This is a genomic window from Bradyrhizobium sp. 1, assembly GCF_023073315.1.
In the GTDB taxonomy this organism is placed as follows: Bacteria; Pseudomonadota; Alphaproteobacteria; order Rhizobiales; family Xanthobacteraceae; genus Bradyrhizobium.
In genome coordinates this window covers 197,105-210,307 of sequence record NZ_JADPJH010000014.1, presented here as the reverse complement: position 1 = coordinate 210,307, position 13,203 = coordinate 197,105, and the positions used below count along the sequence as shown (strand labels likewise).

Here is a 13,203-nt window from a genome sequence, read left to right as displayed (position 1 = left end):
TACGTCATGGACGACGCCAAGCTCGACGCCCTGGGGCAGACGATCGTGAGCGCGCTTCCGGGCGCCGCTCTCGGTCATTCGGTGGCCTTCAACCAGCTCACGGTTGACGTCGAGGTCAGCAAGATCGTCGAGGTGGCAAGATATCTGCGCGACGACCCGAATTGCCGGTTCGTCAGCTTCACCGACATCACCGCGGTGGACTATCCGCAGCGCGAGAAGCGCTTCGATGTGGTCTATCACCTGCTGTCGCCGACGCTGAACGCGCGTGTCCGGGTCAAGCTTCAGGCCGACGAGACCACCCAGGTGCCGTCGCTGATCGAGGTGTTTCCCGGTGCGGACTGGTTCGAGCGCGAGGCCTACGACCTCTATGGCGTGTTCTTCGTCGGCCATCCCGACATGCGCCGCATCCTCACCGATTACGGTTTCGAGGGCCATCCGCTGCGCAAGGACTTTCCGCTCACCGGCTTCGTCGAAGTCCGCTACGACGACGGGGAGAAGCGGGTGGTGTACGAGGAGGTCCGGCTCAGCCAGGAATTCCGCAAGTTCGACTTTCTCTCTCCCTGGGAGGGCGCCGACTATCCGGTGCTTCCGGGGGATGAAAAGGCGGAGCCGAAGAGCTGATCATGACCGAGCAACCGCAACATCTCCGTAACTTCACCATCAATTTCGGCCCGCAGCATCCGGCGGCACACGGCGTGCTACGTCTCGTGCTGGAACTCGACGGCGAGGTTGTCGAGCGCGTCGACCCGCATATCGGCCTGCTGCATCGTGGGACCGAGAAGCTGATCGAGGCCAAAACCTATCTGCAGGCGGTGCCGTATTTCGATCGGCTGGATTACGTTGCGCCCCTGACCCAGGAACATGCGTTCTGCCTCGCGATCGAAAAGCTGCTCGGCATCGAGGTGCCGCGCCGCGGCCAGTTGATCCGCGTACTCTACCATGAGATCAGCCGCATTCTGTCGCATCTTCTCAACGTCACCACGCAGGCGATGGACGTCGGTGCGCTGACCCCGCCGCTGTGGGGTTTCGAAGAGCGCGAGAAGCTGATGGTGTTCTACGAGCGCGCGTCGGGCAGCCGTATGCATGCCAACTATTATCGGCCGGGCGGCGTGCATCAGGATTTGCCGCCGAAACTGATCGACGACATCGAAGCCTGGTGCGATCCGTTCCTGAAGGTGGTCGACGATCTCGACCGGCTGCTCACCAACAACCGCATCTTCAAGCAGCGCAACGTCGATATCGGCGTGGTGTCGCTGCAGGAGGCGTGGGCCTGGGGCTTTTCCGGCGTGATGGTGCGCGGTTCCGGCGCCGCCTGGGATTTGCGCAAGGCCCAACCTTACGACTGCTACGCCGAAATGGACTTCGACATTCCGATCGGCAAGAACGGCGACTGCTACGACCGCTATCTGATCCGCATGGAAGAGATGCGTCAGTCGGTGCGCATCATGAAGCAGTGCATCCAGAAGCTCAAATCGCCGGACGGGCAGGGCCCGGTGCTGGTCCAGGACAACAAGGTATTGCCGCCCCGGCGCGGTGAGATGAAGCGCTCGATGGAAGCGCTCATCCATCATTTCAAGCTCTACACCGAAGGTTTCCATGTGCCGGCCGGCGAGGTCTACGCGCCGGTCGAAGCGCCAAAGGGCGAGTTCGGCGTCTATCTCGTCTCCGACGGCACCAACAAACCCTACAAGTGCAAGATCCGGTCGCCCGGCTTTGCGCATCTCCAGGCCATGGATCACATCTGCAAGGGTCATCTGCTCGCCGACGTCTCGGCGATCCTCGGTTCGCTCGACATCGTGTTCGGAGAGGTCGATCGGTGATGGCGCAGGCGCCAATCCAGTTTGACCGTGCCTCGGGGGCCCTTGAAGGGGCCAACCTGTGGGAGCGGACGGCTGCCTTGGCGCTGGTGACGGGATCGAAGATCTCCTCGCACTTCTCGCATATGGGCTACATCGCCTGCGCCAATCTGCTGGCGAAGACGCTGCCCAAGCGCGACATTGCGATCAAGCTCAACCCCGACGCCGTGTTCGAATTCCCTTACGGCGACGGTTACTGGAGCAAGCTGCTCAACCGTTCCTACAGCTACGAGGACGAGCTGGAGCTGCTGTTCGCCGACTCCATCGACGTCGACTACACCTTGCTCGATTGCGGCGCCAATTACGGCTACTGGTCGGTGCTGGTGTCGAGCAAGCCGTTCGGCTCGCACAAGGCGATCGCGATCGAGCCGTCGGGGCAGAACTATCCGAAGCTCGCCAACAACGCCCGCGTCAACGGCAACCGCTTCGAGACCCTGAAATGCGCGATCGGCGCCTCGCGCGGCACCGCGCGGCTGTCAGGCACCAAGCACGAAGCCTTCAGCATCGCTGGCGCTCCGTCTGACGGCGGCGAGGACGTGCCCGTGCTGGCGCTCGACAACCTCATCGACGACGGCAAGGTCTCCGCCAGCGGCAAGTACCTGATCAAGCTCGACGTCGAGGGCGTCGAGATCGAGGCGATCAAGGGCGGCGCCCGGCTGCTCCAGGCCGACAGCGTCATCATGTGCGAGGAGCACGGCAGCGACCGCTCTCATGCGGTGTCGCGCTACATCCTCGAGCAGACCCCGATGAAGCTGATCGTGCTCGATCCGCGCACCAACCGGCTGGAGACCGTGACCGAGCTGTCGATTCTCGATCGCATCAAGGTCTCGACCCACGTCGGCTACAACGTTTTCGGCACCGCAAGCGCATTCTGGCAGGACAGGATCGAAGCCCTGAATGCCAAATCCGCGCGCCGTATGCAGTGAGAGATAAGATATGTCCGTTCGCCGATTAGCACCGAAGGAAGTCCAGCCCGCGAGCTTTGCGTTCACGGACGAGAACGTCGCGTTCGCGAAGCAGCAGATCGCGAAATATCCGGCCGGGCGCCAGGCCTCCGCGGTGATCGCCATCCTCTGGCGTGCGCAGGAGCAGCACGATGGCTGGGTGTCGGAAGCCGCCATCCGCGTCGTCGCCGACATGCTCGACATGCCCTATATCCGCGTGCTTGAGGTCGCGACCTTCTATACGATGTTCCAGCTCGCTCCCGTCGGCAAGAAGGCCCACGTCCAGGTTTGCGGCACCACGCCGTGCCGCCTGCGCGGCGCCGAGGATCTGATCCACGTCTGCGAGAGCCGCATCCATCACGATCCCTTCCATCTCTCCAAGGACGGCGATTTCAGCTGGGAAGAGGTCGAGTGCCTGGGCGCCTGCGTGAACGCGCCGATGGTGATGATCGGCAAGGACACCTATGAGGACCTGACCAGGGAAAGCTTCGGCAAGGTGCTCGACGGCTTTGCTTCCGGCAATCCGCCAAAGCCCGGTCCGCAGAACGGCCGCCAGTTCTCGGCGCCGGCGGGCGGACCGACCACGCTGAAGGAGACCTCCTGATGCGTGATCTTTCGTCATCAATCGTGGAGGAGAGCGGCACCGTGCAGAAGTGGGGCTTCATCGCGATGCACGCCGCGGCCGCGGCCGTCTTCATGTTCCTGTTGCAGCGCTTCGCGATGCATGAATCGCAGGAAACCAGTCTGCTCTGGGCGCTGACCTTCGCCGTCTGCGCCGCCGGGCTTGCCTACAAGCAAGCCAATCGTTGATCGGAAAGCACTGATATGCTCGAGGACAAGGACCGCATCTTCAAGAACCTCTACGGCCTCCACGATTGGGGGCTCGAGGGCGCGCGGCGTCGCGGCGCCTGGGATGGCACCAAGAACATCATCGACAAGGGCCGCGACTGGATCATCAACGAGATGAAGGCGTCGGGCCTGCGCGGCCGCGGCGGCGCCGGCTTCCCGACCGGTCTCAAATGGTCCTTCATGCCGAAGGAATCGACCGACGGCCGTCCGAGCTATCTCGTCGTCAACGCCGACGAATCCGAGCCCGGCACCTGCAAGGATCGCGAGATCATGCGGCACGATCCGCATCTCCTGATCGAGGGCTGCCTGATCGCGAGCTGCGCGATGAACGCACATGCCTGCTACATCTATGTCCGCGGCGAGTTCATCAGGGAACGCGAGCATCTCCAGGCCGCGATCGACCAGGCCTATGAGGCGAAGCTGGTCGGCAAGGACAATGTCAACGGCTGGCCGTTCGACATCTACGTCGCGCACGGCGCCGGCGCCTATATCTGCGGCGAGGAAACCGCGCTGCTCGAAAGCCTCGAGGGCAAGAAGGGCCAGCCGCGGCTGAAGCCGCCGTTCCCGGCCAATGTCGGCCTGTACGGCTGCCCGACCACCGTCAACAACGTCGAGTCCATCGCGGTGGCTCCGGACATTCTGCGCCGTGGTGCGGCGTGGTTCGCCGGCATCGGCCGTCCGAACAATGTCGGCACCAAACTGTTCTGCATCTCCGGCCATGTCGAGCGGCCCTGCAACGTCGAAGAAGCCATGGGCATTCCGTTCCGTGAGCTGATCGACAAACATTGCGGCGGCATCCGCGGCGGCTGGGACAATCTCAAGGCCGTGATCCCCGGCGGCTCGTCGGTGCGCATGGTGCCGGCCGAGCAGATCATCGACACGCCGATGGATTTCGATAGCTTGAGCAAGCTGCGCTCGGGCCTCGGCACCGCGGCCGTGATCGTGATGGACAAATCGACCGATCTGATCCGCGCCATCGCCCGCATCTCCTATTTCTACAAGCACGAGAGCTGCGGCCAGTGCACGCCGTGCCGCGAGGGCACCGGCTGGATGTGGCGCGTGCTCACCCGCATGGCCGACGGCCGCGCCCACAAGCGCGAGATCGACATGCTGCTCGAAGTGACAAAACAGGTCGAAGGCCACACCATCTGCGCGCTTGGCGACGCAGCCGCATGGCCGATCCAGGGCCTGATCGCGCATTTCCGTCATGAGATCGAAGCGCGCATCGACCAGTATTCGCACAAGGCCGACATCGACGATGCCGGCGTCCGCGATCCCGTGAACATGGTCGCGGCGGAGTAGAGAGAATGACCAAGCTCATCATCGACGGCAAAGAGATCGATGTCCCCGCCGAGTACACGCTGCTTCAGGCGTGCGAGGCGGCTGGCGCCGAGATTCCGCGCTTCTGCTATCACGAGCGGCTGTCGATCGCCGGCAATTGCCGGATGTGCCTCGTCGAGGTGAAGGGCGGCCCGAAGCCGGTCGCAAGCTGCGCCTGGGGCGTGCGCGACTGCCGTCCGGGCCCGAAGGGCGAGCCGCCGGAAATCTCGACGCGTTCGCCGATGGTGAAGAAGGCACGCGAAGGCGTGATGGAATTCCTTCTCATCAATCATCCGCTGGATTGCCCGATCTGCGACCAGGGCGGCGAGTGCGACCTGCAAGACCAGGCGATGGGCTATGGTGTCGACACCAGCCGCTTCGCCGAGAACAAGCGTGCGGTCGAGGACAAATATCTCGGCGCGCTGGTCAAGACCTCGATGAACCGCTGCATCCAGTGCACGCGCTGCGTCCGCTTCTCGGCGGAAGTCGCCGGCGCGCCCGAGATGGGCGCCACCGGCCGTGGCGAGGACATGGAGATCACGACCTATCTCGAGCACGCGCTGACGTCGGAATTGCAGGGCAATCTCGTCGACATCTGCCCGGTCGGTGCGCTGACCTCGAAGCCCTATGCTTTCGCCGCGCGCCCGTGGGAGCTCGGCAAGACCCAGTCGATCGACGTCATGGACGGCCTGGGATCTGCGATCCGCGTCGACACCCGCGGCCGTGAAGTGATGCGCGTGCTGCCGCGCATCAACGAGGCCGTGAACGAGGAGTGGATCTCCGACAAGACACGCCACGTCGTCGACGGCCTGCGCACCCAGCGTCTCGACCGTCCTTATATCCGCGAAGCCGGCAAGCTGCGCGCGGCGAGCTGGCCTGAAGCCTTCGCCGCGATCGCGTCCAAGGCCGCGCGCACTGACGGCAAGCGCATCGGCGCGATCGCCGGCGACCTCGCCGGTGTCGAGGAGATGTTCGCGCTGAAGGATCTCTTGTCGAAGTACGGCTCGGGCAATCTGGCGGTGCAGGGCGGCGACGCCTTCGATCCCGCGCTCGGCCGCGGCTCCTACATCTTCAATCCGACGCTGGCGGGCGTCGAGCAGGCCGACGCGCTGCTCATCATTGGCGCCAATCCGCGCAAGGAAGCGGCCGTGTTCAACGCCCGCATCCGCAAGCGCTGGCGCATCGGCGGCTTCAAGGTCGGCGTGATCGGCGCCAAGGCCGATCTCACTTACGATTATGACCATCTCGGTGCGGGCACCGAGACGCTCGGCGAGCTCGCGGCGGGCAAGCACTCCTTCATGGACGTGTTGAAGAACGCCAAGAACCCGATCATCCTGGTCGGCGCGGGCGCGGCGTCGCGTCACGATGGCGCCGCCATTCTCGCCGCCGCAGCAAAACTCGCGCTCGATGTCGGCGCGCTCAAGGACGGCTGGAACGGTTTTGGCGTGCTGCACGAGACTGCCTCGCGCGTCGGCGCGCTCGATATCGGCTTCACGGCCGCTGCCGGTGGTCTGAACGCCGCGCAGATGACGACGTTCGGCACGCTCGATCTGCTGTTCCTGCTCGGCGCCGACGAAATCAAGCCGGCGGACGGGACGTTCGTCGTCTATATCGGCACCCATGGTGACCGCGGCGCGCATCGCGCCGACGTCATCCTGCCGGCCGCCGCCTATACCGAGAAATCCGCGATCTACGTCAACACCGAAGGCCGCGTGCAGATGACGGGCCGCGCCGCATTCCCGCCGGGCGAAGCTCGCGAAGACTGGGCGGTCGTGCGTGCGCTCTCGGAAGCGCTCGGCAAGAAGCTCGGCTACGACTCGCTGTCGGCGCTGCGCCAGGCGCTCTTCAAGGCCGTGCCGCATCTGATCCGTCTCGACCAGATCGAGGCCGGCTCCGCCGACCAGATCAAGAAGCTGGCGGGGAAGGGCGGCTCGCCCGAGAAGGCGCCGTTCAAGACCCTCGTCGAGGACTTCTATTTGACCAACCCAATCGCGCGTGCGTCCGCCGTGATGGCGGAATGCTCGCGGCTTGCCTCCGGGCAGATGCTGACCGCAGCGGAGTGAGCCGATGGAATTCTTCGCAAGCGCATTCTGGACCGGTTTCCTCTGGCCGCTGATCATCATGATCGCGGAGAGCGTGCTGGTGCTCGTGGTCCTGCTGATCGCGATCGCCTACATCCTGCTCGCCGACCGCAAGATCTGGGCGGCGGTGCAGATCCGCCGCGGCCCGAACGTGGTCGGCCCCTGGGGCCTGCTGCAATCCTTCGCCGACCTTCTCAAGTTCGTGCTGAAGGAGCCGATCATTCCGGCCGGCGCCAACAAGGGCGTGTTTCTCCTTGCTCCCTTGGTGTCATGCGTGCTCGCGCTCGCGGCTTGGGCTGTGATCCCGACCAATCTCGGCTGGGTGATCTCCGACATCAATGTCGGCGTCCTCTTCATCTTCGCGATTTCGTCGCTGTCGATCTACGGCATCATCATGGCCGGCTGGTCGTCGAACTCGAAGTACCCGTTCCTGGCAGCACTGCGCTCGGCGGCACAGATGGTGTCCTACGAAGTCTCGATCGGCTTCGTCATCATCACCGTGCTGCTCTGCGCCGGCACGCTGAACCTCTCGGGCGTGGTCGAAGCCCAGCATGTCCGCGGCTTTGCCAGCCTGATCGGTTTGCCGCAGCTGACCATCCTGAACTGGTACGTCTGGCCGCTGTTCCCGATGTTCGTGATCTTCTACGTCTCGGCGCTGGCGGAAACCAACCGTCCGCCCTTCGACCTCGTGGAAGCGGAATCCGAGCTAGTCGCCGGCTTCATGGTCGAGTACGGCTCGACGCCGTATCTGCTGTTCATGCTCGGCGAGTATGTCGCGATTGCCACGATGTGCGCGATGGCGACCATCCTGTTCCTGGGAGGCTGGCTGCCGCCGGTCGACCTGCCGCCCTTCAACTGGGTGCCGGGGATCATCTGGTTCTCGCTGAAGCTGTTCTTCATGTTCTTCCTGTTCGCGATGGCAAAGGCGATCGTGCCGCGCTACCGCTACGATCAACTGATGCGCCTCGGCTGGAAGGTGTTCCTGCCGCTGTCGCTGGCGATGGTGATCGTGGTGGCCGGCGTGCTGCATTTCGCCGACATCGCGCCGAAGTGAGGGCCATCATGGGTATCAACATCAACGCCACTGCACGCTCGCTTCTGCTGTCGGAGTTCGTTTCGGCGTTCTTCCTCGCCATGCGCTATTTCTTCCAGCCGAAGCCGACGCTGAACTATCCCTTCGAGAAGGGCCCGATCTCGCCGCGCTTCCGCGGCGAGCACGCGCTGCGCCGCTATCCGAACGGCGAAGAGCGCTGCATCGCCTGCAAGCTGTGCGAGGCGATTTGCCCGGCGCAGGCCATCACCATCGAGGCCGGCCCGCGCCGCAACGACGGCACCCGCCGTACCGTGCGCTACGACATCGACATGGTGAAGTGCATCTATTGCGGCCTCTGCCAGGAGGCATGTCCGGTCGACGCCATCGTCGAAGGTCCGAACTTCGAGTTCGCGACCGAGACCCGCGAGGAACTGTTCTATGACAAGGCCAAGCTGCTCGCCAATGGCGACCGCTGGGAACGCGAGATCGCGAAGGCGATCGAGCTCGACGCGCCTTACCGGTGAGATGAGAGCATGATCCTTCCCGCGCTGTTCTTCTATCTCTTCGCCGGCGTCTGCGTCGCCTCGGCGGTGATGGTGATTGTCTCGCGCAATCCCGTGCACTCCGTGCTGTACCTGATCCTCGCCTTCGTCAACGCCTCCGGCCTGTTCGTGCTGATGGGAGCCGAATTCCTGGCGATGATCCTGATCGTCGTCTATGTCGGCGCCGTCGCGGTGCTGTTCCTGTTCGTGATCATGATGCTCGACGTCGACTTCCTCGAGCTGCGCGAGGGCTTCATCCAGTACTTGCCGGTCGGTGTCGTGATCGGCGGCATCTTCCTGTTCGAGCTGCTGCTCACCGTCGGCGCCTGGGTCATCAATCCCGGTATCAGCAAGACCATCACGGCGCCGATCCCGACCAACGTCTCGAACACCGAGGCGCTCGGGCTGGTGCTCTATACGAAGTATGTCCACTACTTCCAGCTCTCGGGCATGGTGCTGCTGGTCGCCATGATCGGTGCCATCGTGCTGACGCTGCGCCACAAGGCGAGCGTGAAGCGGCAGGACATCAACGTTCAGAACGCGCGCACGCCCGAGATGGCGATGGCGATGCGCAAGGTGGCGCCGGGGCAGGGGCTGCAGGACAGCGATGCGGCGGAGTGGGTGAAATGACGGTCGGGCTCGGACATTATCTGGCGGTCGGCGCGATCCTGTTCACGCTCGGGATCCTCGGCATCTTCCTGAACCGCAAGAACATCATCGTCATCCTGATGTCGATCGAGCTGATCCTGCTCTCGGTCAACGTCAACCTCGTCGCGTTCTCGACCTTCCTCGGCGACATCGTCGGCCAGGTCTTCGCGCTTCTGGTGCTGACGGTCGCTGCCGCTGAAGCCGCGATCGGTCTCGCCATCCTGGTGGTCTATTTCCGCAACCGCGGCTCGATCGCGGTTGAGGACGTCAATTTGATGAAGGGCTGAGCTCAGTCATGGTTCAGGCAATCGTTTTTCTGCCGCTGCTGGGCGCCATTCTGGCCGGCCTGATCGCGCTGTTCGGCGCGCATGCCCGCAACCCCTCGGGCGACGAGGTGGAGCATCACGGCGATCACGGCCATGGCGCGCATGCTCATGCGTCCGATACGATCAACGAGGATGTCTCCGTCATCCACGAGAGCCACCACGAGCCGGGCGACGGACACGACGACCATGGCCACGGCCCGGTCGAGCCGGCCGCCGCGGGCTCGCGCGGCGCCGAGCTGATCACGACCGCGCTGTTGTTCGTCTCTGCGGCGCTGTCCTGGATGACGCTGGTCGATGTCGGCTTCATGCATCACGACATCAGGATCCAGCTTATGCCCTGGATCTTCTCCGGCGACCTCCAGGTCTGGTGGACGCTGCGCGTCGACACGCTCACCGCCGTGATGCTGGTGGTGGTGACGACCGTGTCCTCGCTCGTGCACCTCTATTCCATCGGTTACATGGACGAGGATCCGAACCGGCCGCGCTTCTTCGGTTATCTCTCGCTGTTCACCTTCGCCATGTTGATGCTGGTGACTGCGGACAACCTCGTGCAGCTGTTCTTCGGCTGGGAAGGCGTGGGTCTGGCGAGCTATTTGCTGATCGGCTTCTGGTACCAGAAGCCGTCGGCGAACGCCGCAGCCATCAAGGCCTTCGTGGTCAACCGCGTCGGCGACTTTGGTTTTGCGCTAGGCATCTTCGCGATCTTCCTGCTGACCAGCTCGACTGATTTCGAGACCATCTTCCATGCGGCTCCCAGCCTCACCGGCAAGACGATCGACTTCCTCGGCTGGCATGCCGATGCGCTGACCCTGACCTGCCTGTTGCTGTTCATGGGCGCGATGGGCAAGTCGGCGCAGTTCCTGCTGCACACCTGGTTGCCGGACGCGATGGAAGGCCCGACGCCCGTGTCGGCGCTGATCCATGCCGCGACCATGGTCACCGCCGGCGTCTTCATGGTGGCGCGCTTGTCACCGCTGTTCGAGCTCGCGCCGAACGCGCAGGCCGTCGTGATGTTCTTCGGCGCCACCACGGCGTTCTTCGCGGCGACCATCGGCCTCGTCCAGAACGACATCAAGCGCATCGTCGCCTACTCGACCTGTTCGCAGCTCGGCTACATGTTCGTGGCGATGGGAGCAGGGGCTTACTCCGTCGGCATGTTTCATCTGTTCACGCACGCCTTCTTCAAGGCGCTGCTGTTCTTGGGCTCCGGCTCGGTGATCTACGCGATGCACCACGAGCAGGACATCCGCAACATGGGCGGCCTGTGGAAGAAGATCCCGTACACCTACGCGGTGATGGTGATCGGCACGTTGGCGCTCACCGGCTTCCCGCTCACTGCCGGCTATTTCTCCAAGGACGCGATCATCGAAGCGGCCTACGCCTCGCACAATCCGTTCGCGACCTACGGCTTCCTGATGACGGTCGTCGCGGCCGGCCTGACCTCGTTCTACTCCTGGCGCCTGATCTTCAAGACCTTCCACGGCGAGGCGCATGACGAGCAGCACTACGAAGCTGCGCATGAGGCGCCGGTCTGGATGCTGATCCCGATTGGCGTGCTCGCGGTCGGCTCCATCTTCGCCGGCTTCCCGTTCAAGGAGCTGTTCGCCGGCCACGGCATCGAAGAGTTCTTCCGCGAGTCCGTGAAGATGAACCCGCACATCATCGAGGAGATGCACCACATCCCCGAGACCATCGCGTTGCTGCCGACGGTGATGATGGTGCTGGGCTTCCTCGTCTCGTACCTGTTCTACATCCGCCGGCCTTATCTGCCGGTCGAGCTCGCGAACACGCAGCCGATGCTCTACAAGTTCCTGCTCAACAAATGGTACTTCGACGAGCTCTACGATCTCATCTTCGTCCGCCCGGCGAAGTGGATCGGCTACCAGCTCTGGAAGAAGGGTGACGGTTTCATCATCGATGGTCTCGGCCCCGACGGTGTCTCGGCCCGCGTCCTGGACATCACCCGCAACGTCGTGAAGATCCAGACCGGCTATCTCTATCACTACGCCTTTGCCATGCTGATCGGCGCCGCCGGCCTGATCACCTGGTTCATGTTCGGCTTTGGAGGCCAGTAAATGACAACCTGGCCCATCCTTTCGGTCACGACGTTCCTGCCGCTGGTCGGTGCGCTGATCGTGTATCTGAGCCGCGGCGATGACGAGGCGGCCAAGCGCAATTCGCGCTGGATCGCGCTCTGGACCACGCTGATCACCTTCGCGGTGTCGGTGATCCTGGTCATGCGCTTCGATCCCAACAACGCCGACTTCCAGTTCGTCGAGAAGGCGAACTGGCTCGCCACCGGCATCACCTACCACATGGGCGTGGACGGCATTTCGCTGCCGCTCGTGATCCTCACCACCGCCGTGATGCCGTTCTGCATCATCGCGAGCTGGAAGGCGATCACCAACCGCGTCCGCGAATACATGATGGCGTTCCTGATCCTGGAAACGCTGATGATCGGCACCTTCTCGGCGCTTGATCTCGTGCTGTTCTATTTGTTCTTCGAAGGCGGCCTGATCCCGATGTTCCTGATCATCGGAGTCTGGGGTGGTCCGCGCCGGGTCTATGCATCGTTCAAGTTCTTCCTCTACACGCTGCTCGGCTCGGTGCTGATGCTGCTTGCCATCATGGCGCTGTACTGGAACGGCGGCACCACCGATATCCCGGCTCTGATGCACACCGCCGTGCCGCGGTCGTTGCAGACCTGGGCGTGGCTGGCCTTCTTCGCATCGTTTGCGGTGAAGATGCCGATGTGGCCGGTGCACACCTGGCTTCCCGACGCGCACGTCGAGGCGCCGACCGCTGGCTCCGTGGTCCTCGCCGCGATCCTCTTGAAGATGGGCGGCTACGGCTTCCTGCGCTTCTCGCTGCCGATGTTCCCGCTGGCTTCGCACGACTTCGCGCCGCTGGTGTTCACGCTCTCGGCCATCGCCATCGTCTACACCTCGCTGGTGGCGCTGATGCAGGAGGACATGAAGAAGCTGATCGCGTATTCGTCAGTGGCGCATATGGGCTTCGTCACCATGGGCATCTTCGCCGGCACCATGCAGGGCGTCGCCGGCGGCGTATTCCAGATGATCTCGCACGGCATCGTCTCCGGCGCGCTGTTCCTCTGCGTCGGCGTCGTCTACGACCGCCTGCACACCCGCGAGATCGCGGCCTATGGCGGCCTCGTCAACCGGATGCCGCTCTACGCGCTGACCTTCATGGTCTTCACCATGGCCAATGTCGGTCTGCCCGGCACGAGCGGCTTCGTCGGCGAGTTCATGACGCTGCTCGGCACCTTCAAGGTTTCGGTCCCGACCGCATTCTTCGCCACTTTCGGCGTGATCCTGTCGGCGTGCTACGCGCTGTGGCTCTACCGCAAGGTCGTGTTCGGAGCGCTGGTCAAGCCGTCGCTGGCGAGCATGAAGGATCTCACCTTGCGCGAATGCGTGACGCTGTTCCCGATGATCGCACTGACGATCCTGTTCGGCGTCTATCCGAAGCCGGTGCTCGACATGTCGGCCGCCTCGGTCCAGCAACTCGTCAACAATTACAACACCGCTGTGACGGCCGTGAAGGCCGCCGCACTGCTCCATTGATCGGGCAGGTCAGGATATCG

13 protein-coding genes are annotated in these 13,203 nt (G+C 63.5%); all 13 read left to right on the top strand.

Going from position 1 to position 13,203, the window contains the following annotated elements; genetic code table 11:
- The first annotated feature begins 6 nt into the window (after positions 1-6).
- Genes IVB29_RS09595 through IVB29_RS09535 form a run of 13 tightly spaced genes read left to right on the top strand, consistent with a single transcriptional unit; the run spans position 7 to position 13,183 of the window.
- Positions 7-621 (top strand): NADH-quinone oxidoreductase subunit C, encoded by a 615-nt coding sequence (locus tag IVB29_RS09595; protein ID WP_247503157.1) that lies wholly within the window; start codon positions 7-9, stop codon positions 619-621.
- Positions 622-623: 2 nt separating this feature from the next.
- The gene (locus tag IVB29_RS09590) at positions 624-1,820 is read left to right on the top strand and encodes an NADH-quinone oxidoreductase subunit D (protein WP_247503156.1); all 1,197 of its coding nucleotides are present in this window, start codon (positions 624-626) and stop codon (positions 1,818-1,820) included.
- Positions 1,820-2,782 carry an FkbM family methyltransferase gene (locus tag IVB29_RS09585; RefSeq protein ID WP_247503155.1) on the top strand — a complete coding sequence of 321 codons (963 nt, stop codon included), beginning with the start codon at positions 1,820-1,822 and terminating at the stop codon, positions 2,780-2,782. The genes IVB29_RS09590 and IVB29_RS09585 overlap by 1 nt, the downstream gene beginning before the upstream one ends.
- Positions 2,783-2,792: 10 nt before the next feature.
- Complete coding sequence (gene nuoE, locus IVB29_RS09580; protein ID WP_247503154.1) at positions 2,793-3,404, top strand: NADH-quinone oxidoreductase subunit NuoE; 612 nt, start codon at positions 2,793-2,795, stop codon at positions 3,402-3,404.
- Positions 3,404-3,610 (top strand): hypothetical protein, encoded by a 207-nt coding sequence (locus IVB29_RS09575; RefSeq protein ID WP_247503153.1) that lies wholly within the window; start codon positions 3,404-3,406, stop codon positions 3,608-3,610. Before nuoE ends, IVB29_RS09575 begins: the two co-directional genes overlap by 1 nt.
- Before the next feature lie 15 nt (positions 3,611-3,625).
- On the top strand, positions 3,626-4,951 hold the full coding sequence (gene nuoF, locus IVB29_RS09570) for an NADH-quinone oxidoreductase subunit NuoF (RefSeq protein ID WP_247503152.1): 1,326 nt from the start codon (positions 3,626-3,628) through the stop codon (positions 4,949-4,951).
- Positions 4,952-4,956: 5 nt separating this feature from the next.
- Positions 4,957-7,032: an NADH-quinone oxidoreductase subunit NuoG gene (gene nuoG / locus IVB29_RS09565; RefSeq protein WP_247503151.1), complete on the top strand. Its 2,076-nt coding sequence runs from the start codon at positions 4,957-4,959 to the stop codon at positions 7,030-7,032.
- 4 nt (positions 7,033-7,036) lie between these two features.
- Positions 7,037-8,104: an NADH-quinone oxidoreductase subunit NuoH gene (gene nuoH, locus IVB29_RS09560; RefSeq protein WP_247503150.1), complete on the top strand. Its 1,068-nt coding sequence runs from the start codon at positions 7,037-7,039 to the stop codon at positions 8,102-8,104.
- Between the two features lie 14 nt (positions 8,105-8,118).
- The gene (nuoI, locus tag IVB29_RS09555) at positions 8,119-8,607 is read left to right on the top strand and encodes an NADH-quinone oxidoreductase subunit NuoI (protein ID WP_027529879.1); all 489 of its coding nucleotides are present in this window, start codon (positions 8,119-8,121) and stop codon (positions 8,605-8,607) included.
- A gap of 9 nt (positions 8,608-8,616) precedes the next feature.
- Positions 8,617-9,255, top strand: coding sequence for an NADH-quinone oxidoreductase subunit J (locus IVB29_RS09550; protein ID WP_247503149.1), 639 nt, complete (start codon positions 8,617-8,619; stop codon positions 9,253-9,255).
- Positions 9,252-9,560 carry an NADH-quinone oxidoreductase subunit NuoK gene (gene nuoK, locus IVB29_RS09545; protein ID WP_247503148.1) on the top strand — a complete coding sequence of 103 codons (309 nt, stop codon included), beginning with the start codon at positions 9,252-9,254 and terminating at the stop codon, positions 9,558-9,560. The genes IVB29_RS09550 and nuoK overlap by 4 nt, the downstream gene beginning before the upstream one ends.
- Positions 9,561-9,568: 8 nt before the next feature.
- On the top strand, positions 9,569-11,674 hold the full coding sequence (nuoL, locus tag IVB29_RS09540) for an NADH-quinone oxidoreductase subunit L (protein WP_247503147.1): 2,106 nt from the start codon (positions 9,569-9,571) through the stop codon (positions 11,672-11,674).
- Complete coding sequence (locus tag IVB29_RS09535; protein ID WP_247503146.1) at positions 11,675-13,183, top strand: NADH-quinone oxidoreductase subunit M; 1,509 nt, start codon at positions 11,675-11,677, stop codon at positions 13,181-13,183.
- Positions 13,184-13,203: the final 20 nt, after the last annotated feature.